Consider the following 19308-nt stretch of genomic DNA (forward strand, 5'->3'; position numbering starts at 1 on the left):
GCTCATGGCTAAAGAACCGATTACTGCCGACATGATCCGGCAGAGTGTTAAGGATCAAAACGTTGAATTTTTGCGCCTGATGTTTACCGACATTAACGGCATCAACAAGAATGTCGAAGTGCCGGTCTCCCAGCTGGAGAAGGTCTTGGCCAACAAAATCACCTTCGACGGCAGCTCGATCGACGGCTTTGTCCGCATCGAGGAATCGGATATGCTGCTGTACCCGGACCTGGACACCTGGCTGCTTTTTCCGTGGGAAAACGACGGCGGCAAGATCGCCCGGCTGATCTGCAGTGTCCACACGCCGGACGGCAAGCCGTTCATGGGCGATCCGCGCAACAACTTGATTCGCGTGATGGAAGACGCCCACAAGGCCGGCTACACCGCCTTCAACATCGGCCCAGAGCCGGAATTTTTCCTCTTCAAGCTGGATGAAAACGGGGACCCGTCCCTGAAGCTTAACGACAAGGGGTCCTACTTCGACTTTGCGCCGCTGGACATGGGCGAAAATTGCCGCCGCGACATTGTGCTCGAACTGGAAAAGATGAACTTTGAAGTTGAGGCCTCTCACCACGAAGTTGCGCCTGGCCAGCACGAAATCGACTTCAAGTACGCCGATGCGGTGGACGCCGCCGATAACATCCAAACCTTCAAGCTGGTCGTGAAGACCATTGCCCGCAAGCACGGCCTGTACGCGACCTTCATGCCAAAACCAATCCACGGCATCAACGGGTCGGGGATGCATATCAACATGTCCCTGTTCGACAAGGACGGCAACGCCTTTTACGACGCCAGCACGGATGATCAGCTTTCAAGCACCGCGATGCACTTCTTGGCGGGTCTCTTGGCCCATGCCCGCGGCTTGACCGCCATCAACAACCCGACGGTCAACTCCTACAAGCGTTTGGTCCCAGGCTTTGAAGCCCCGGTTTACATCGCCTGGTCCGGCACCAACCGCAGCCCGCTGATCCGCGTGCCACAGTCCCGCAAGCTCGGGACGCGCCTGGAGATGCGCTCGGTTGATGCGACTGCCAACCCATACTTGGCCATCGCGGCGGTCCTCGAGGCCGGCCTCGACGGCGTGCGCAACCAGCTTGATCCAGAGGAAGCGGTCGATCGCAACATCTACAAGATGCAGGACACCGAGCGCAAGGCCAACCACATCCAAGACTTGCCGTCTACCTTGCACAACGCACTGAAGGCGCTGGAAGCCGACCCAATCGTCAGTGGTGCTTTAGGCGACCACTTGTACCACAGCTTCGTGGATTCCAAGGATCTCGAATGGGCAGCTTACCGCCAGAGCGTTTCCGAATGGGAACGGGATCAATATTTGGAGCTGTACTAAAAGGTGCGCAGGGTTCGCGGCTTTAGGGGGACAGGTAGCCTAGCTGAAGGCATTACCGCTGGTTTTTGGCGGGGAGGCCTTCAGCGTAGCTAGCTGCTCCCCCGTTGATCAGCCTGTCCGAGCGCAGCGAGTTACAGGCTGACATGCGTTAGCTGCGAACCCGGGGCCCGATTAGGTACCCCGCCCAAAATCTTTCCATGAATAAAAACAGACCCAGCTGAGAAAATTCTCAGCTGGGTCTGCTTTTGTATTACTTCCGGTACCGCAGTGTCAGCGTGCTGTTTGCCAGATCGATGTGGAAGTTGACCACCGTTTCCGTGCGCTGGGTCTGGGCCATATCGGCACCATGGATGATCAGGGCGAGGTGGCGGCCGGCTGGCAGATGCAGGTGAGTCGGCTGCAAATCGAAGTCTACGGTGAATGGTTCACCCGGCTTAACCGGGACGTTCTCGTAAGCGTTCTGTTGGTTTTGAACGTTGACGTGGCCGAAGGAGACCAGTTTGCTATCCGTTTCCTTGGCCGGCTTGAACTCCTGGATGCTGACGGCCTTGTAGTCGTAGCCCAGGTCCCAACCAGCGGGATCAACGACCCCGGCTACAGGGGCGAAGCGCTTGGCTTCACCGACGTCGACCAGCCGCGCGGACAAAATCGCGGTCGGCTGATCGATCCACAGGCGCAGTTTCAGATGCGGGACGCCTTCAAGCGTGACATCGTGAGTGTCGGCCGGCAGGTCCAGCCAGAGCCGCGCACCGTTGTACTTAGAGTCTGGCTTAATGATCTCAGCCTCAAAGCCGTCTGAGTCTTCCTTATCCTCATTGAAAATCGCGGTGGCGTTGTCCGGGAACCCGGCGCGCTTGCTGGCCATGTTGTCTTGCAGGTTGTAAGTTTTGTCTTCGTGCTTCGCATCTGCGGTGCCGAATTCGTCGTAGGTGTGCCAGGTCTCGGGTGCCACGTTGTCTTGAACCGTGACGTTTGGCAGGGCTGAAGGGGCGCCGTTATCAACGTCAAGCAGCTCGTAGGACAGCCACAGGTTCAGCTGGTCGGCAAAATCCAGCGAGCGAATGTTGTCGAGGTAAGTGTGCTGACCTTGATGAAGAAACAGCTTCTTGTTGATGGGCAGGTCCTGGATGCCGTTCCAGTACCGAATCGCGTTGGCTGGCTTGACGTTCCAGTCGTTCAGGCCGTGTTCGATGATGACGTCAGCCTTGATGTTTTTCAGATTGTTGCGGTAGTTGCGTTCGTCCCACCATTTGGTGTAGTCGCCGAATTCACGGTCCTGATCCTTCGTGATGGCCGCCAGGGTCTTGTCCCACTCTGCCTTGATTTTAAGCAGATCGCCGGCCTGCTTTTGCCGGGAAAAGGTGTCCACGGCCAAAACATCGGCATCTTCGCCTTGGAACCCTCCGGGCGCGACCACCAGGCCGTTTTCGCGGTAGTAGTCGTACCAGCTGGAAATGGCGGATTCGGAGATGACCGTCTTGAGCCCCTCAACGCCGCTGGTCGCGGCCGCAATCGACAGGGTGCCCAGGTAGGACTTGCCGGTCATCGCGACTTTGCCATTGCACCACCAGGCCTTGATCTCGATACCGTCGGTGCGGTTCGTGAAGGCACGGCGCTTGCCGGTGAGCCACTGGATGACGGCCACGGCTGAGTCGGTCTCGCTGGTGCCACCGGTCGACCGCATGCCGTCGGAGCCGCGCGTACCGACCCCGCCAGAGTAAACAGTGACAAAGCCGCGGCCCAGCATGTAGTCATTGAACATGTAACTGCCGCCTTGGTCGGAGTAGACCTCGGCGGTTTTGCTTTCACCGTTCACTTGCTGGTGCGGCAGCTCGGCGAGGGCCACCGGCTGGTACGTGACTTCATCCTTGGTGTAGGAATGCGTCTTCACCGCCAGCTTAGGATCCGGTTTGTGGGTGATCCAGTCGACATCGTTGGTGCCGTGAAAGTAGGGGTTAGCGGTAAATAATACAGGCATTTTGACCCCTTGGTCAGTTTCCTTCGGCCGAAAAATCGTGGTTTCCAGCATGTCGCGCTTGCCGTCGTGGTCGGTGTCCATGTCGGATTCGACCCAGACCACCTCGCGGTATACTTTGCGGGCGTCAAATACGTCCTGCGCTTTACCATTGAAGAACAGGAACTCGGGCGTGGCCTTGCCAGTCTGAAAATCGCGGTAAAAGCCCCGTGCGGCCAGCGCGTCGATCAGCGTCACCAGGTGTTTGGTGCGGGTGCACAGCAGCAGGTACAAGGCAGCCCAGAAGTCAGCGGTGGTGGTGATGTCACTGGCGACTACGGGCAGTTTGGTCTCAGCCATGAATGCGAGGCTATCTTTCAGCTGGTAATCAGTGCCTGCCTCAAAGCCCAGGAGCTGAAGGGCGACAGCGTAAAAGTCGGTGCGAGAAATCTGGTTTGGTTTGCTGGCCAGCAGCTGTGCCAGGTCCTGGGAGTCGGTTACCGCGATGGCGGCTAAGGCTTGCTGTTTGGCAGTTTCACTAAAAGCTTCTGGGAAAAGTTTGCGAAAGGCGCCGTTGGCAGCGTCTGCCAGCGATTGCACCAGGTCAGGGGCAAAGCCGATGGCCTGCAGTTCCTTGAGCTGAGTGGCATGGTCGGCTTGAATCCGGCCGTTTTGGTTGAGTTTCAAATTGATTCCTCATTTCTTTTTCATTAATAGCACCAGTGTAGCCGAGCGGCGCCTGTCATTCAAGCCGGGGCGCGTTGACAGGGCCAGCGGCGCATCCGTATAATAAACAGGTTCAATGTGCCAGTAGCTCAGTTGGATAGAGCAATGGTCTTCTAAACCATTTGTCCCGGGTTCGAATCCCGGCTGGCACAGCAAAGCTGCATTCCAAACGAGGAATGCGGCTATTTTAATGTGGTTGGCTGTGTCTGGCTATGTCTAGCGTATGGCGGATCAGGAGCAGCTCGCGGTGCGACAAGGGCTTGCCTTGATACAAAATGGTGTTGGTGTCAGCCGCCAAATCGACGACGCCAACGCCGGCCGGCGTACCGTAGCGCGGATCGATCTGGTCGCGAGACACGTCGAAAAAGGCGGCGAGCTTGCTGGCGTTGACCGCGCTCGGGGTCGTGGTGCCTTTGAAGTAGCCGGTCAGGGTGCTGCGAGGGATGTGCGTCGCGTCGCTGACCTTGGCCTGGGTCGTGCCTCGGGCCAGCAGCAAGGCGTTGAGGTGCTTGCTGATGATTGCCTTATTTGCCATTTCTTGTGGCGTTTCCGGATGACGTGCCATTGTCAAAAGCCTCCTTGAAGCTTTGAAAAGAAAAAAGCCGCCCAGTAGGCGACAGGTCATGCGCTAAAAGTTCAAATCGTCGTGCTCGCCCAGGATCTTGGCTTTTTGGCGGTCAAATTCTTCTTGGGTGATGGCGCCTTCGTCCAGCAGCTGCTTGAACTGCCTGATCCGATCGGCGACGTCTGCCTCGGCTTGTTCTTGCTTGGCCTTAGCCTCGGCCGCCGCCTTTGCTTCGGTTTGCTTGCGGTGATAGTAGTACCACACGGCAAACCCGATCAGGCCGATGGCCACGAACACGTACCAGTAGGTAACCAGAAACGAGAACAGAATAATCAGGACGATGGCGCCGCCGCAGCCCAATTTATTTTCCTTCTTCATTGGTATCACTCCCGTCATCGGCGATGATCTGCCCGGCCGCCGTCACGATTTTCGTGGTGCCGTCAGAAGCTGCCACGACGAACTGGATCGGCGCCGAAATCGCGACGGTGCCGCTGACTGTATGCCAGTCCTGGTCGCCCAGCTTGCTGGTCAGCAGCGCTTCAGCGTCCTGTGCGGACTTGACCGGTTCCCAGTCCAGCGGCTGGAAGTGGTTATCTGTTTCTGCCCGGGAGATGTCCGAGCGGTTGGTGGGGTGACCGTCCTTGGTGGGGATGTGCGTCAGGATGTGCCAGCTAACCCACCCGCCGAGCACCAGGGTGAGGGCCCCCCAGAGCCACTGGTGGGCGACAAACAACAGCCCGCCGAGGATCAAGACGACGACACCGGTGATGATGGCGCCGCGAACATCGACAAATTTTTTAGCAGTGCGTTTTGTTTCCATAGTCAACCTCGGTTTCGGTATGATAATTATATCTTCGCACAACGATGGGTGATAGACACGCGTTTTCACCAAAGTATTCTCTTCTCAGACTTAAGACTGATTTTGTCGTACTAAAAATGACAGCGCTTGACATGCTTACATAAATATAGTAAAGTAATAGACAGTCGCAATTGAAACAACCCATTCATGTGCGATACGAATGGAGGTAATATATATGAAATATCGGATTCAGTTAGATACCCAGACGCAGCAGTTCATTGCCATCGACCCAAGCAACCAAAACCACATTGGCCGCGGTGCCACGATCGAGCAAGCCGTTGCGCAACTTAATCGGTAATCAAGCTTAACCTGAGACAAAATTGTCTCGGGTTATTTTTTTGCCTGCGGGATCATGCTATACTTAAGGTCCTTGGCAGGGGCGGGTCCGCGCATTTAGCGGGCCTTTTTCTCTGCCCGCAGGTAGGTTCGCAATACCAGCAAGCCGGCAACGATGGCGACCATCCAGAGCAGGTAGAGAATGGTAAACCAGCCCCAGCCGAAGAACTTGCTGGCGAGAAGCAGCAGGATCAGGGCGACCAGCCCGGTCACCACGTAGTCAACCGGCTGCTTCAGCCGCGCGAGGGTGGTCGCGAGCAGCCCGCCGGTGATGAGAAAAATGAGGATGTTCAGGGTAATCGTCATAGCGCCACACTCCTTGAGACCAGTATAGTCGAGCGGCCAGTCGGCAACAATCATCTTTCATCGCAAGTGGCAAGGATTTTTCCTTGACAAAGCCGCAGATTCTGCTTGCGTCAAGGGGTTTAATCTGATAAACTCGTTACGTTGTATTTGTCACCCCTCATCTGCAACCGCACAACGTCAGGTATCAAAGCCTAGCACCTGGCTTGGCGAGTCCTCAGGGGAAAAAGCCTACGGGCAACAGGAGGTGCACAAGATGTACGCAATTATCAAAACCGGCGGCAAGCAGTACAAAGCCGAAGTCGGGGAAGCACTTTACGTCGAAAAGCTCGATGTTGAAGAAGGCGCAACTGTCACGTTTGACCAGGTGATCTTGGTCGGCGGTGAGGGCGATGCCAAAATCGGCACGCCAACGATTGCTGGTGCCACCGTTACTGGTAAAGTTGAGAAGCAAGGGCGCGAAAAGAAGGTTGTTACCTACAAGTACAAGCCTAAGAAGCATCAACACCAGAAAAAGGGTCACCGTCAGCCATACACAAAGGTTGTTATCGACGCGATTAACGCCTAATGAGGTGAACGCATGATCAAAGCACGCTTTCAGCGGGATGCCAGTGGTGACATTGTTCATTTTAACCTGACCGGCCATGCCGACTCAGGGGAATATGGCCATGACATTGTCTGCGCAGCGGTCTCTGCAGTCTCGATCGGCGCCGTCAACGGCATTGAGGCCTTGGCTGGGTTTGAACCCAACGTCAAGGCTGATGAAGTCAACGGCGGCCACTTGGAACTGACCTTGGATCAACCCCAGGATGGGGAGCAGGCGCACATCGCACAGATTCTCCTAGAGAATTTGCTGCTGTCCCTGCAAAGCATCCAAGAAAGCTACGGCGATTATCTCTCGATTTCAACCAAAACAGCCTAATTCAATTTCGGAGGTGTACACAATGTTGAAAATGAATCTTCAGTTCTTCTCTCACCATAAGGGGGGCGGCTCGACTTCTAACGGCCGTAACTCTGCAGGTCGGCGTCTTGGCAGCAAGCGCGCTGATGGCCAATTCGTTTTGGCTGGGAACATCTTGTACCGCCAGCGCGGCACCAAGATCCACCCAGGTGTAAACGTCGGCCGTGGCGGCGACGATACGCTCTTTGCAACAGCTGATGGCGTTGTTAAGTTCGAACGCCTTGGCCGCGACAAGAAGCAAGTATCCGTTTATCCAGCAGAAGCAAAAGCTGAATAATCAAGAGCGCTCCGGTGACGGGGTGCTTTTTTATACCCAAGGTGCGAAGGGTTCGCGCACTTAGGGGAATGGGTAGCCTAGCTCGAGGCATTGCCGCCGTTCTTTGGCGGCGAGGCCTCGAGCGTAGCTACCCACTTCCCCGTTGCGAACCCGTAGCCCGATTAGTCAAGGTGCGAGAAACGGCGCACGTAGCCCGATTACAAGTCCCCACCCGCACTTCATTTCTTCCAAGGAGGTTCATCACATGTCCCGTTTACAAAACCTGCAGGCCGAGCTGCCTGCACTGAAAGTTGACGCACTGCTGGTTACGGATCCGGTCAACGTCACGTACCTGACCGGTTTTACCGGCAACGAAAGTGCACTGCTGGTCGCCCAGGACTACGCCTGGTTTATTACCGATTCGCGGTTCACTGAGCAGGTCAAAGTCGAGGTCCACAATGCGGAATTGGTGCTTCACTCGCACGGCCTGTTGGGCGAAGCGGGCGTGATTGCCGACGCCAACGGTTTGAAGACATTGGGTTTTGAAGCCGACGTGATGACTTACGCAGACTTCCAGAAGCTGCCGGCCAATGTGACCTGGCAAGCGACGACCAACGTGGTGCCTGCGCTGCGCGAGGTCAAGGACGAAGATGAGCTAAAGCTGATCGAAAAGGCGATTCAAATCGCTGAGGCCGGCTATCAGCACGTTCTGGACACCATCAAGCCTGGCATGACCGAGCTGCAGGTGGCCACCGACTTGGACTTTTACATGCGCTCGCTGGGTGCCAGTGGCACGTCATTTGAAACGATTGTGGCTTCCGGCAAGCGCGCCGCGATGCCGCACGGTGCCGCTACCGACAAAAAAATCGAAGACGGCGACGTGATCACCCTGGACTGGGGCTGCATCTACCAAGGCTATGTCTCCGACATCACGCGGACCTTTGCGGTGGGTGAGCCAGACGAGAAGCTCAAAGCGGTTTACAAGATTGTTTATGATTGCAACAAGGCGACCGCGGCTATGATGGCACCAGGCGTTTTGGGCAAGGCCATCAACGGCTTTGCGCACCAGTACATCGAAGACAAGGGTTATGGCCAGTACTTCGGCCACGGCACCGGGCACGGCATCGGCCTGTCGATTCATGAAGGCCCAGGGGCCTGGGGCCCATACGCCAACACGCCGCAGGCAGAAGGCAACGTCGAAACCGATGAGCCTGGCATCTATATTCCTGACCTCGGCGGCGTGCGGGTCGAAGACGACCTCTTGATCACCAAGAGCGGGGCCAAGTACCTGACGACGCCGGCGCCAAGCGAGCTGCTGGTGGTCCCGGTCCGCAAGTAAGCGGCCGCCTTTTCCTTGCAAGGGCTTTTGGCGATTGATATAGTTAGTGTTAGCTAAAGAAGATAAGTGGAGGAATTACATGATTTCTGTTAACGATTTTAAAAACGGTCTGACCATCGAAGTCGATGGTGACCTCTGGCGCATCGTCGAGTTCCAGCACGTTAAGCCTGGTAAGGGCTCCGCGTTCGTGCGCTCGACTTTGAAGAACCTGCGCACCGGTGCCGTTCAAGAAAAGACCTTCCGTTCGACCGAAAAAGTCGAGAAGGCGCAGATCGATACGAAAACCATGCAGTACTTGTATGCCGACGGGGATTCTTACGTCTTCATGGACACCACCACGTACGAACAGCTGACACTGCCCGCCGAAGAGCTGACGGATGCGCTGAAGTACATGAAGGAAAACATGGAAGTCAAGATCATGATGCACGGCAACGAAACGCTGGGCGTTGAAGTGCCGAACACCGTTGATCTGACCGTCACAGCCACCGAGCCTGGCGTCCGCGGCAACACCAGTTCAGGCGGCTCGAAGCCGGCGACGCTGGAAACTGGCTTGGTTGTTCAGGTGCCGTTCTTTATCAATGAAGGCGACGTTTTGACTATCAACACGCAAGATGGGACATACATCTCCCGCGCGTAATTTTTAGGAGGCAGCTCATGGCTGAAGATTCGAATATCATTCTGGCAAATCGCACTGATGCGCAAGGCACGATCGAAATCGTGCCGGAAGTCCTTGAAGTGATTCTGGGAATCGCGGCGGTTTCGGTGGACGGCGTCTATCAAATGCGCGGCACGATGGCCAGCACGATCAATTCCTGGTTCGGCCGGGCCAACCACGGCAAAGGGGTTGACCTGACCGTGGACGGCAAGCGGTTGACCGCCGACGTGTATGTCTATCTCGACTACGGCGTTTCAGTGCCGAAGGTTGCGATGGCGATGCAGTCGACATTACGCGAGCAGCTGCTTTACATGACCGATTTGACGCTGGATGAGGTCAACGTTCACGTGGTCGGCGTGGTGCCGGAAAAGGCCCCGAAGCTCGATCCTGACAACTTATTCGCGGGTGACGCGGATGATGCCAATCCAGAGGAAGACAAGTAATGCTAGATAGACATGATACCCGAGCAGCAGCGTTTAAGGCGCTGTTTGCCATTGCGAGCAACGCTGATGCCGACCGCAGCGCGGTTTACGAAGAGGCTCTGCCCAAGGATGAAGAAGCGCCCGCTTACCTCACCACGCTGGTTGACGGCGTGCTTGCTCACCAGGACGAACTGGACGCGCAAATTAGCGCCAAGTTAAAAAAGGGTTGGACCCTGCAGCGGTTGAGCAAAACGGACCTCATTTTGTTGCGCCTTGGGCTGTTTGAGATTCAACAGGTCCCAGACGTCCCGGACAAGGTCGCGGTGAACGAGGCGCTAGAGCTCGCTAAAACCTACAGCGACGAAACAGACGCCAAGTTTATCAACGGCATCTTGGGCCATTTTGTGCAGGCCTGAATGAACGCTGGCTGCCGCGACCGCGGTGGCCTTTTTTAGTAATCAGGCGTCATTCTGATGAGAACCATGGACGGCCCCTGCGTAATCTAGGTAGAATGTAATGAAGTTCGACGAGCACTGGCACGATACACAAGGGGGAACAACCATGACAACGATTCTTGACGGCAAACAAACATCTAACGCTTTAATGGCTGACCTGCAAACTGAAGTGACGGCACTGAAGGCCCGTGGCATCGTGCCGGGCCTGGCGGTGGTCCTCGTCGGCGATGATCCGGCCAGCGCCATTTACGTGCGCAATAAGCAGCGCCGCGCCGACCAGCTTGGCATTCACTCGATCATGCGGAACCTGCCGAAAACGGCGACCCAGGCTGAGGTCCTTGCAGTAGTGGACGAGTTGAATCACGATGCCACCATCGACGGGATTTTGGTCCAGCTGCCGCTGCCTGAACAGGTCGACCCGGACGCGGTGATCGCGGCAATCGACCCGGACAAGGACGTTGACGGGTTCCATGCCTACAACGTCGGCCGGTTGTGGGAAAATAATCCGGGCGTGGTCGCCTCGACGCCGTTTGGCATCATGGCGCTGCTGAAGCATTACGGCATCACCGTTGCCGGCAAGCGCGCCGTGATCATTGGCCGCTCCAACATTGTCGGGCGGCCGATGGCGGCACTGCTGTTGAACGCCGATGCGACGGTGACGGTCACGCACAGCAAGACCCCGGACTTATTTGCGGTCACCCGCGAAGCCGATATTCTGGTCGTCGCGATTGGCCGGGCGCAGTTTGTCACTGCGGAAGCCGTTAAACCCGGCGCCGTGGTGATCGACGTGGGGATGGATCGCAATGCCGCTGGCAAGCTGGTCGGCGACGTGGATTTTGACAGTGTGGCCAAAGTGGCATCGGCGATCACGCCGGTGCCCGGGGGCGTGGGTCCCATGACCATCGCCGCGCTGATGATTCAGACGGTAGAACTAGCAAAGAGGCATCATCATGGCTGAACCCGATTATCTCACGGTCAGTTTGCTGACCGAATACCTGCGCCGCAAATTCGACCTTGACCCGTACCTGAGCAAGGTCTATTTGACGGGCGAAATCACGAATTTTCGCAAGCGGCCCGGCCATCAGTATTTTTCGCTCAAGGACGAGCACGCCAAGATCAACGTTGTGATGTTCAAAAGTGCGTTTGCGCGGCTCAAGTTTGAGCCCAAGGAAGGCGACACCGTCCGGGTGGTCGGGCGCGTGACGCTGTATCCGGCCAGCGGTCAGTACCAAATCGTCATTGAGCAAATGGCGCCTGAGGGCATCGGCGAACTTTACCTGCAATACGAGCAGCTGAAAAAGAAGCTCGAGGCGGAAGGCCTGTTCGCCAAGAACCAGCGGCCGCTGCGGCAGTTCCCGCGGCGCGTTGCGGTGATCACCAGCCCCAGCGGCGCCGTGATTCAAGACATCATGACCACGGTGGCCCGACGCTACCCGATCCTGCAGATTGTTCTGTTTCCGGCCCAAGTTCAAGGTGACCAGGCCGCGCCGACCATCGTCACACAGCTGCGCCGGGTGAAGGCGATGGGCGGCTTTGACGCGCTGATCATCGGGCGCGGCGGCGGGTCGATCGAAGACCTGTGGCCGTTCAACGAGGAAAGTGTCGCCCGCGCCTTGGCTGACATGCCGATGCCGATCGTCAGCTCGGTCGGGCACGAAACCGACACCACCATCACAGACTTTGTGGCGGATCATCGCGCCGCGACCCCGACGGCCGCGGCTGAGCTGGTGACGCCGGTCAAGCTGACTGATGGCCTCACTCGCATTCAGGAGGATCAGCTCCGTATCCGGCAAGCGATGCAGAATCGGATTCAGGCGGCGCGTGAGCGGCTGAACCGCTCAGCGCAGTCAGTGGTTTTGACCCAACCCGGACGGCTTTACGATCAGTATCTGCAGCAGGTCGATCAGCTGACTAACCGGCTGACCAGTGCGACGCAGGTACAGGTCACGGCGCTTGCTCAGCGCGTTCGGCTGGCCCGGACGAGTTTGAACCCTCGCCAGCTGACCGTGCGCGTTGAAAATACGCGGCAAACCGTGGCTAACGACCGGCGGCGTCTGCAAAGCGCCGCGCAGGCGATTGTCCAAAGCAAGCGGCAGGCGTTCGCGCTGGCCAATGAGGCGCTGGATCACCTCGGACCGGACCAAATCCTGGGCCGCGGGTACAGCTATGTCACCGGGCCGCGCGGCAAAGCGCTGACCAAGGTCAAAGATTTCAAACCCGGCGCCAAGGCGCTGATTCACGTTGAAGACGGCACCGTACCAGTGGTGGTCGAAGAAAGGAAGCAAACCAATGGCTGAATCACAGGAACCGACATTTGAGGAAAAGTTGCAGCAGCTGGAAACCATCGTTAATCAGCTGGAGCAGGGCCAAGTCCCGCTCGAAGAAGCGCTGAAGCAGTACAAGGCCGGCATCAAGCTTTCCAGTGAGCTGGAGGCGACCCTCAAGAACGCTGAGCAGACAGTTACTCAGATGGTCAAGGACGACGGGACCGTTGAAGCGTTTGACCCAAAGGCAGCAGACAAGAATGCTTGAGGAAACGGCGGCGTGGCGGCAACCGGTTCAGCAGACGCTGGATCAATACTTGGCCACGGTGAAAAATCCGCACCTTGAGGCCGCCATGGCGTACTCGGTGGATGCCGGCGGCAAACGGCTGCGGCCACTGCTGCTCTTGGCGGTGGTGACGACGTTTGGCGGCGACGGGCAGCAGGCGTTACCCGCGGCGGCCGCACTGGAGCTGCTTCACACGTACTCCTTGATTCACGACGACCTGCCGGCCATGGACAACGATGACCTGCGCCGCGGCAAGAAAACCAGTCACAAGCAGTTCGATGAAGCCACGGCGATTCTTGCCGGGGATGCGCTGCAAAGTGCCGCGTTTGACCTGCTGGCGCAAACCAACGTGAGGCCTGAGACGATCGTCCGCCTGGTGCAGCTGTTTGCCCGTGCGGTCGGCCCGAACGGCATGGTCGGCGGTCAGGTGATGGACATGGATGCGCAGGGGCACCAAATCGACCTGAGCACTTTGCAGCAGCTGCAGGCGGAGAAAACCGGGGCGCTGCTGGCTGCCGCGGCTGACATGGGCGCCGTGTTGGCCCAGGCCAGCGCCGACGATGCGGCTCAGGTGCATGCGTTTGCCACCGCGTTTGGCCGCGCTTTTCAGATTCAAGACGACATCAATGACGTCACGGAAACCGCGGCCCAGCTGGGCAAAACGCCTAACAAGGACGTGGCGGAAGGCAAGGCCACCTATCCCAGTCTGGTCGGGCTGGCCGGTGCCCGCAAGGCGTTAGGTGACGAGGTCGCCAAAGCCAAGCGCGCGGCGAGCCAGTTGAGTGTGCCGGCGCCGCAACTGTTAGCCCTGCTGGATTACTTTGAAACGGAGAAGCAATGAGTAAAGAACGAGTCGATGTCCTGCTGGTCGAGCAAGGGCTGTTTGAGTCACGTGAGCAGGCTAAACGCGCCGTCATGGCGGGGGAAGTCTATGATCAAAATAACGAGCGACTGGACAAGCCGGGGGTGAAAATCGCCGGCGATTCGGTGCTGCACGTGAAAGGCAAGAAGATGCCTTACGTCAGCCGCGGCGGCCTGAAGCTGGCCAAGGCGCTCAAGGTCTTCGACATTGATCTCAAAGGCAAGACGGTGCTCGACATCGGCTCGTCCACTGGCGGCTTTACTGACGTGGCCCTGCAAAATGGCGCCAAGCTCGGGTACGCCTTGGACGTCGGCACCAACCAGCTGGCCTGGAAAATTCGGGAAGACCCCCGGGTCGTGGTGATGGAACAAACCAACTTCCGTTACAGCAAGCCCGAGGACTTCACGCGCGGCCCGGTCGAGTTTGCGATGACCGATGTGTCCTTCATCTCGTTGAAGCTGATCCTGCCGCCGCTGCACGCGATTTTGCAGCCAGGCGGCCACGCCGTCGCGCTGATCAAGCCCCAGTTTGAGGCGGGTCGGGAGCACGTCGGCAAAAAAGGCATCATCCGCGATCCGGCGGTTCACAAGGCCGTGCTTCAAACGATTGTCGACTTTTCACTGAGCGCCGGCTACAACGTGCTGGGGCTGGACTTTTCCCCGATCACTGGCGGCGAAGGCAACATCGAGTTTTTGATCCACCTGCAAAATTCGACCGTTCCGGGCACTAAAGCGCCAGACGTTGATGTGGACAACACTTTAGCTGCCGCATACGCCGAGCTTAAGCCAGGCCACCCGAAGGCTTAGTGAATATCTATTCACTTGTTTTAGATTTTATGCAAGCTGTTGTATAATTAACGGTGAAAGCAGGTGAGCAGATGCAAAAAAATGAGCGTCAGGCGCAGATCAGAGCGCTTGTAGAAAGCACGCCGATCGAGCGGCAGGGAGATTTTGTCGCTGCGCTGGCCGCGCGCGGCATCACCGTGACGCAAGCGACGATTTCGCGGGACATCAAGGAGATGCAGCTGGTCAAGGTGCCAATGGTCAATGGCCATTACCGCTATTCGCTGCCGCCGGAGCGCCAGCTGGCTCCGCAAGATAAGCTGCGGCGCACCTTGCAGGCCGCGTACCTGCGCGGGGACGTGATGGATCAGTTTGTGTACCTGGTGATGTCACCCGGCACGGCCCCGGCCGTTGGTAATTTGATTGAGCACCTGGACGATCAGCGCATTTTTGCCACGGTGGCTGGGGATGCCTCGATCCTGTTAGTCTGCCGTGGGGCGGAAGAAGCCAATCAGGTGCTGCGGATGCTGGACGAAATGGTGTGAGCGGATGCTACAAGAATTAGTGATTCATGACTTTGCCATTATCGAAGACCTTGAGCTGAGCTTTGAGGCCGGCATGACGACTTTGACCGGCGAAACCGGGGCCGGCAAGTCGATCATCATCGACGCGGTGGGCCTGCTGGCAGGCAGCCGCGGCTCGGCTGATTTTGTGCGCACCGGCGCCAATAAGGCCACGCTGCAAGGCTTATTTGACGCGACGGCCAACCCGAAGACCCCAGAGGTGATGGCGCAGTTTGGCCTGGCGCCAGACGATGGCATGGTGCTGCTGCAGCGCGAACTTTACGCCTCTGGGCGCAACTTATGCCGCGTCAACGGTGAGCTGGTCAACACGGCCACGCTGCGCGCAATTGGCGAGACGCTGGTCGACATTCACGGCCAGAACGAGCACCAGCAGCTGGTCCATCCAGATACCCACCTGGGGCTGCTGGATCAGTTTGCCGGCGCTTCGGTGGGAGACTTGCTGGCCGACTATCAAACGCAGTACGCGACCTATCAAAAGGATCAGGCGGCGCTCACCAAGAAGCATCAAAATGAGCGGGAGTGGGCTCAGCGCCTGGACATGTTGAAATTTCAGGTCAACGAGATTCAAAGCGCCGAGCTCAAACCGACCGAAGAAGATGAGCTGATCGCCGAGCGCGACCGGTTGGCCAATTTTCAAAAGATTTCTGACGCCTTGAAGCAAAGCTACGAGCTGCTGACGGAATCGGAAGTCAGTCCGCTGGATCAAATCGGGGAGATCATGGGCAACCTGCAAAGCATCGCCGACCTCGACCCGGCCTACGCCAAGCTGGCGGATTCGATTCAGTCGGTTTACTACGGGCTGCAGGATGTGCAAGGCGATTTGTCGCGGCAGGTGGACACCCTTGAGTACGATGACGGCAGGCTGGACGAGGTCGAAAAGCGCCTGGAGCTCATTTCCCAGCTGGAACGCAAGTACGGCGCCGACCTGAAAGCGGTTATTGCCTATGGGGAAAAGGCCGCGGATGAACTGGCCTCGATGACTGCGAACGACGCGGACGAAGAGGGCTTGGAAAAGCGCGTGGCGACCGAGCATCAGGCGCTGCTTAAACTGGGGGCGCAGCTGCGCACGGCCCGCAAGCACGCGGCCACGAAGCTGATCGATGCCATTCACGGGCAGCTCAAAGCCCTGTACATGGAAAAAACGGTCTTCTCGGTGCGCTTCAGCAAGTTGCCGGCGGACACCTTGCGGCCGGATGGCATTGACAATGTGGAGTTCTACATTCAAACCAACCCCGGTGAAGCCGCCAAGCCGCTGGCGAAAATTGCCAGTGGCGGGGAGCTGTCGCGGATCATGCTGGCGCTGAAGACCATTTTTGCCGAGACTGATGGCGTCACCTCGATCATTTTCGATGAAGTCGACACCGGCGTCTCCGGCCGCGTTGCGCAGGCCATCGCCAATAAGATCTCGGCCATCGCCCGGCACTCGCAGGTGCTGTGCATCAGCCACCTGCCGCAAGTCGCCGCAATGTCCGACCACGAATTTCTGATTCAAAAGCAGGTCGCGAAGGGCCGCACCACGACCAGCGTCACCAAGCTTGACCACGCTGGCCGGGTGCAGGAAATCGCGCGGATGCTGGCCGGCGAGCAGGTCACCAAGCTCTCGGTGGCACACGCCTCAGAGATGCTTAAACTGGCAGATGCTGCGAAGGCAAAGTAATCACAGAACAAAAAAAGCGCCGCCATCAATGCTGATGGCGGCGCTGCTGCTTGGGTCAGGCCCGCTGCAGGTAAGTCACCTGGGCGAGATCGACGACACGGTAGAGGTTACTGCGGTATGCTTGAAGTAGATACCGATCATTGCTGAGCCGGCGGGTGAGGTGGCCGACCAGCGCGTCTTCTTCGCCTTCAAAGTTCAAGGCGACGCGGTAGTGCCGGGAGAACGCCTGGTCTGCAAACTGACTGACTTGGGCCGCCGGCATCACTACGGCTGGCTCTGTCAGCGCGAAGAACTCGCGCGTTGATTTGATTAACTGGTGAGAAACAGACTGCAGTGCACTCGTTTTATTTTCCATAATGGCGCCTCCGAACACTCGTTCTATTTGATGACTTCATTATGCAAACAATCGTTCGGCTTGTCAACTGGTTTGGCAAAAAACTTTTTCGCGGAAAGGGGTAATGATCATGACAGTAGGCTTAGTGCTTGGTGGCGGCGGCGCGCGCGGGGCGTTTCAGGCGGGGGCTTTGGCCGCGCTTGGGGCCGGCGGGCTCGTGCCCGACTTTGTGCTGGGGACGTCGATTGGCGCGATCAACGCGCTGGGGACGACCAAGCTGCCCCCGGCGGAGCTGGTGCAGTGGTGGCTGACGAAAATCCCGCGGAACATGTTTTTTCGGCGGCAAGGCGAGGTGCCTTACGCGACGCTGCTGCGCGAGCTGGTGGCACGGCCGACTATTCACCCTTGGCCGGTGCTCATTTTGACTGCGGCACTGCCGAAAATGCGCCAGCACGTGGTGACCATCACAGGCAAGCCCGCCGCAACGCAGCTGCAGTGGCTGCTTGCCAGCTCGGCGATCCCGCGCGTTTATCCCAAGGTGAACATCGCAGACACGCATTACGTCGATGGCGGCATGGTCAATGACCTGCCCGTCGACGTGGCGCATGATCTGGGCGCGACGCATATCATCAGCATCGGCGCCGGCGGGCTCGGCCCCAAGCCGAAAGTCGCGACTCGGCTGCACCTGGATGTCCCCAAGTGGGCCCCGCACATTTTGGATTTTCGGCAAAAGCCCCGGCCGCGTCTGATGCAGGCCGGCTGGCAAATGGCGCAGCAAATGATGAAAACGCCTGAATTTAAGGCTTTGACCGCCAGTCGGGCTTGATATTTCACAGGGCAAACTGCATAATGTTTTTAACACTAATGATGAAAGAGGTTAAATCATGCATGAACGGGGAATGCTGATCGTTTTGTCGGGACCAAGTGGGGTCGGCAAGGGGACGGTTCGGCAGGCCATGCTCGCTGATGATTTCCGCGATTTTCAGTACTCGGTCTCGATGACGACCAGAAAACCGCGGCCTGGCGAACAAGACGGGGTCGATTATTATTTTCGCACGAAGGAACAATTTGAGGCCGAGATCGCGGCCGGCCAAATGCTCGAGTACGCGAAATACGTCGACAACTACTACGGCACCCCGTTAAAGTATGTGAATAAAACCTTGGACAGCGGCCGCGATGTGCTGCTTGAAATCGAGGTCAAAGGCGCGATGCAAGTCCGCGAAAAGTGCCCAGATGGCGTGTTCATTTTTCTCACCCCGCCGGATCTGATGGAGCTGAAGCACCGCTTGATCGGGCGCGGCACCGATTCCGCCGACGTCATCAACAAGCGGGTCAAACAGGCTGCTGAAGAAGTCAAAATGATGGAAAACTACGACTACGCGGTGGTCAACGACGAGGTCCCGAAGGCCTGCAAGCGCATCGAGCGCATCATCGAAAGCGAGCATTTGCGCGTCCCACGCGTTATCGATAAGTACCGGAATATGGTACAGTAGAGAGGAAAGTGCGGAGCTGGCCGGTTTTAGCCCGACGATTAGCCTAGCTGCCAGCATTGCCGCTGGTTTTGGCGGCGAGGCTGGCAGCGTAGCTAAGCGCTCGGGCGTTGGCCAGCGGAGTACGTTTATGGTGCATGCGGAGCAGCTAAGCGTTCGGGCGTTGGCCAGCGGAGCACGTTTAGCAGACAGTGCATAGCTGGCGAAGCACGTTTACGACGCACCCGCCAAAATTCCCAGATTCATCCCTGACGTAATTAAGGAGAAGACAAACATGATTATTTACCCATCGATTGATACGTTGCTCGACAAGATTCCATCCCGTTATTCGCTGGCAGTTCTGGCCGCCAAGCGGGCCCACGAATTGGAGCAAGGCGGCATCAAGATGCTGCCGAATTACAAGTCCTTGAAAAAGGTCGGCCAGGCGCTTGAGGAAATTGCAGCCGGCGACGTCATCATCGACCCGGAGTCGAAGATGAAGGAACGCGACGCCGAAAAGCTGGACCACAAAGAAGAGTAAGTGACTGGTGCGGAAGAACCTGACAGGGTTTTGCCGCTTTTATTTTGGAAAAAATCGTGGGGCTGAGCGATTTACTCAGCCATTTATTTCCGTTAGGATTATAATCAAATTTATGGGTTGATAGGGCCGCTCCTTCGAACATGTTTAGGGAGTGTTTGTTTTTTCCTGGCTTAATGCCTAAGCACAAAGCGCTAATTGTAGAAGCTTGAGCAACCAAAACCTCACTTCGTGTCTGGGGACACGGGGGCAGTCATGCGGCAACGTCAGCCGCGTGACTTTTTTTTATAGAGGCTTTAGCCGGGCTCGCGCGGAGACGCGCGAGGCTCAAAACCACCCGCTGTGCGGGTGGAGTC

Annotated in this window: 25 protein-coding genes and 1 tRNA gene; 20 read left to right on the plus strand and 6 right to left on the minus strand. The window is 57.4% G+C overall.

Going from position 1 to position 19308, the window contains the following annotated elements:
• The first annotated feature begins 4 nt into the window (after nucleotides 1-4).
• On the plus strand, nucleotides 5-1345 hold the full coding sequence (gene glnA / locus JUF21_RS08695; RefSeq protein ID WP_125756338.1) for a type I glutamate--ammonia ligase: 1341 nt from the start codon (nucleotides 5-7) through the stop codon (nucleotides 1343-1345).
• A gap of 250 nt (nucleotides 1346-1595) precedes the next feature.
• Here the strand turns inward: glnA and JUF21_RS08700 are convergent, their stop codons facing one another.
• Complete coding sequence (locus tag JUF21_RS08700) at nucleotides 1596-3986, minus strand: Xaa-Pro dipeptidyl-peptidase (RefSeq protein ID WP_203624386.1); 2391 nt, start codon at nucleotides 3984-3986, stop codon at nucleotides 1596-1598.
• Nucleotides 3987-4103: 117 nt separating this feature from the next.
• On the opposite strand from JUF21_RS08700, the gene JUF21_RS08705 reads away from it, so the two are divergent.
• Nucleotides 4104-4177, plus strand: a tRNA-Arg gene (locus JUF21_RS08705).
• Nucleotides 4178-4212: 35 nt separating this feature from the next.
• Here JUF21_RS08705 and JUF21_RS08710 read toward each other — a convergent pair.
• The 3 genes from JUF21_RS08710 to JUF21_RS08720 all read right to left on the minus strand — a co-directional run bounded on the left by JUF21_RS08710 (nucleotide 4213) and on the right by JUF21_RS08720 (nucleotide 5410).
• Nucleotides 4213-4590 (minus strand): helix-turn-helix transcriptional regulator, encoded by a 378-nt coding sequence (locus tag JUF21_RS08710; RefSeq protein WP_203624385.1) that lies wholly within the window; start codon nucleotides 4588-4590, stop codon nucleotides 4213-4215.
• Between the two features lie 63 nt (nucleotides 4591-4653).
• Nucleotides 4654-4968: an SHOCT domain-containing protein gene (locus JUF21_RS08715; protein WP_239061384.1), complete on the minus strand. Its 315-nt coding sequence runs from the start codon at nucleotides 4966-4968 to the stop codon at nucleotides 4654-4656.
• On the minus strand, nucleotides 4952-5410 hold the full coding sequence (locus JUF21_RS08720; RefSeq protein WP_203624383.1) for a hypothetical protein: 459 nt from the start codon (nucleotides 5408-5410) through the stop codon (nucleotides 4952-4954). Before JUF21_RS08720 ends, JUF21_RS08715 begins: the two co-directional genes overlap by 17 nt.
• A gap of 214 nt (nucleotides 5411-5624) precedes the next feature.
• On the opposite strand from JUF21_RS08720, the gene JUF21_RS12045 reads away from it, so the two are divergent.
• Nucleotides 5625-5747: a hypothetical protein gene (locus tag JUF21_RS12045; protein ID WP_255533311.1), complete on the plus strand. Its 123-nt coding sequence runs from the start codon at nucleotides 5625-5627 to the stop codon at nucleotides 5745-5747.
• A gap of 95 nt (nucleotides 5748-5842) precedes the next feature.
• On the opposite strand, the gene JUF21_RS08725 is transcribed toward JUF21_RS12045, so the two are convergent.
• Nucleotides 5843-6091 carry a hypothetical protein gene (locus JUF21_RS08725; protein ID WP_203624382.1) on the minus strand — a complete coding sequence of 83 codons (249 nt, stop codon included), beginning with the start codon at nucleotides 6089-6091 and terminating at the stop codon, nucleotides 5843-5845.
• 253 nt (nucleotides 6092-6344) lie between these two features.
• Between JUF21_RS08725 and rplU the strand changes: the two genes are divergently transcribed.
• From rplU to recN, 14 genes are all read left to right on the plus strand, one after another.
• The gene (rplU, locus tag JUF21_RS08730) at nucleotides 6345-6656 is read left to right on the plus strand and encodes a 50S ribosomal protein L21 (RefSeq protein ID WP_203624381.1); all 312 of its coding nucleotides are present in this window, start codon (nucleotides 6345-6347) and stop codon (nucleotides 6654-6656) included.
• 12 nt (nucleotides 6657-6668) lie between these two features.
• The gene (locus JUF21_RS08735; protein ID WP_125756325.1) at nucleotides 6669-7010 is read left to right on the plus strand and encodes a ribosomal-processing cysteine protease Prp; all 342 of its coding nucleotides are present in this window, start codon (nucleotides 6669-6671) and stop codon (nucleotides 7008-7010) included.
• 22 nt (nucleotides 7011-7032) lie between these two features.
• Nucleotides 7033-7326, plus strand: coding sequence for a 50S ribosomal protein L27 (rpmA, locus tag JUF21_RS08740; protein ID WP_054663471.1), 294 nt, complete (start codon nucleotides 7033-7035; stop codon nucleotides 7324-7326).
• A 244-nt stretch (nucleotides 7327-7570) separates the two neighbouring features.
• Entirely contained in the window at nucleotides 7571-8644 is a 1074-nt protein-coding gene (locus tag JUF21_RS08745; RefSeq protein ID WP_203624380.1) for a Xaa-Pro peptidase family protein, read from the plus strand.
• A 79-nt stretch (nucleotides 8645-8723) separates the two neighbouring features.
• Nucleotides 8724-9281, plus strand: a complete 558-nt coding sequence (efp, locus tag JUF21_RS08750) for an elongation factor P (RefSeq protein WP_125756321.1) — start codon at nucleotides 8724-8726, stop codon at nucleotides 9279-9281.
• Nucleotides 9282-9298: 17 nt separating this feature from the next.
• Entirely contained in the window at nucleotides 9299-9742 is a 444-nt protein-coding gene (locus JUF21_RS08755; RefSeq protein WP_203664027.1) for an Asp23/Gls24 family envelope stress response protein, read from the plus strand.
• Nucleotides 9742-10137 carry a transcription antitermination factor NusB gene (gene nusB / locus JUF21_RS08760; RefSeq protein ID WP_203624379.1) on the plus strand — a complete coding sequence of 132 codons (396 nt, stop codon included), beginning with the start codon at nucleotides 9742-9744 and terminating at the stop codon, nucleotides 10135-10137. The genes JUF21_RS08755 and nusB overlap by 1 nt, the downstream gene beginning before the upstream one ends.
• Before the next feature lie 145 nt (nucleotides 10138-10282).
• Nucleotides 10283-11134: a bifunctional methylenetetrahydrofolate dehydrogenase/methenyltetrahydrofolate cyclohydrolase FolD gene (gene folD, locus JUF21_RS08765; protein ID WP_203624378.1), complete on the plus strand. Its 852-nt coding sequence runs from the start codon at nucleotides 10283-10285 to the stop codon at nucleotides 11132-11134.
• Nucleotides 11124-12473 carry an exodeoxyribonuclease VII large subunit gene (gene xseA, locus JUF21_RS08770; RefSeq protein WP_374706449.1) on the plus strand — a complete coding sequence of 450 codons (1350 nt, stop codon included), beginning with the start codon at nucleotides 11124-11126 and terminating at the stop codon, nucleotides 12471-12473. Before folD ends, xseA begins: the two co-directional genes overlap by 11 nt.
• Nucleotides 12466-12708, plus strand: a complete 243-nt coding sequence (locus JUF21_RS08775) for an exodeoxyribonuclease VII small subunit (RefSeq protein ID WP_203624376.1) — start codon at nucleotides 12466-12468, stop codon at nucleotides 12706-12708. Before xseA ends, JUF21_RS08775 begins: the two co-directional genes overlap by 8 nt.
• Nucleotides 12701-13567, plus strand: coding sequence for a polyprenyl synthetase family protein (locus JUF21_RS08780; RefSeq protein WP_203624375.1), 867 nt, complete (start codon nucleotides 12701-12703; stop codon nucleotides 13565-13567). The genes JUF21_RS08775 and JUF21_RS08780 overlap by 8 nt, the downstream gene beginning before the upstream one ends.
• Complete coding sequence (locus tag JUF21_RS08785; RefSeq protein WP_203624374.1) at nucleotides 13564-14394, plus strand: TlyA family RNA methyltransferase; 831 nt, start codon at nucleotides 13564-13566, stop codon at nucleotides 14392-14394. Before JUF21_RS08780 ends, JUF21_RS08785 begins: the two co-directional genes overlap by 4 nt.
• A 71-nt stretch (nucleotides 14395-14465) precedes the next feature.
• The gene (locus JUF21_RS08790) at nucleotides 14466-14915 is read left to right on the plus strand and encodes an arginine repressor (RefSeq protein ID WP_125756305.1); all 450 of its coding nucleotides are present in this window, start codon (nucleotides 14466-14468) and stop codon (nucleotides 14913-14915) included.
• A 4-nt stretch (nucleotides 14916-14919) separates the two neighbouring features.
• Entirely contained in the window at nucleotides 14920-16611 is a 1692-nt protein-coding gene (recN, locus tag JUF21_RS08795; protein ID WP_203624373.1) for a DNA repair protein RecN, read from the plus strand.
• 55 nt (nucleotides 16612-16666) lie between these two features.
• Here the strand turns inward: recN and JUF21_RS08800 are convergent, their stop codons facing one another.
• Nucleotides 16667-16966, minus strand: coding sequence for a hypothetical protein (locus tag JUF21_RS08800; protein ID WP_239061383.1), 300 nt, complete (start codon nucleotides 16964-16966; stop codon nucleotides 16667-16669).
• 109 nt (nucleotides 16967-17075) lie between these two features.
• Here JUF21_RS08800 and JUF21_RS08805 point away from each other — a divergent pair, with 109 nt between their 5' ends.
• The 3 genes from JUF21_RS08805 to rpoZ all read left to right on the plus strand — a co-directional run bounded on the left by JUF21_RS08805 (nucleotide 17076) and on the right by rpoZ (nucleotide 18955).
• Nucleotides 17076-17771 carry a patatin-like phospholipase family protein gene (locus JUF21_RS08805; RefSeq protein WP_203664036.1) on the plus strand — a complete coding sequence of 232 codons (696 nt, stop codon included), beginning with the start codon at nucleotides 17076-17078 and terminating at the stop codon, nucleotides 17769-17771.
• A 58-nt stretch (nucleotides 17772-17829) separates the two neighbouring features.
• Nucleotides 17830-18438 carry a guanylate kinase gene (gene gmk / locus JUF21_RS08810; protein WP_203664038.1) on the plus strand — a complete coding sequence of 203 codons (609 nt, stop codon included), beginning with the start codon at nucleotides 17830-17832 and terminating at the stop codon, nucleotides 18436-18438.
• Nucleotides 18439-18709: 271 nt separating this feature from the next.
• Nucleotides 18710-18955, plus strand: a complete 246-nt coding sequence (rpoZ, locus tag JUF21_RS08815; RefSeq protein ID WP_203624369.1) for a DNA-directed RNA polymerase subunit omega — start codon at nucleotides 18710-18712, stop codon at nucleotides 18953-18955.
• The last annotated feature ends 353 nt before the right edge of the window (nucleotides 18956-19308 follow it).

The sequence above is a fragment of the Lacticaseibacillus sp. 53-4 genome (genome assembly GCF_016861805.1).
Classification (GTDB): Bacteria; Bacillota; Bacilli; order Lactobacillales; family Lactobacillaceae; genus Lacticaseibacillus.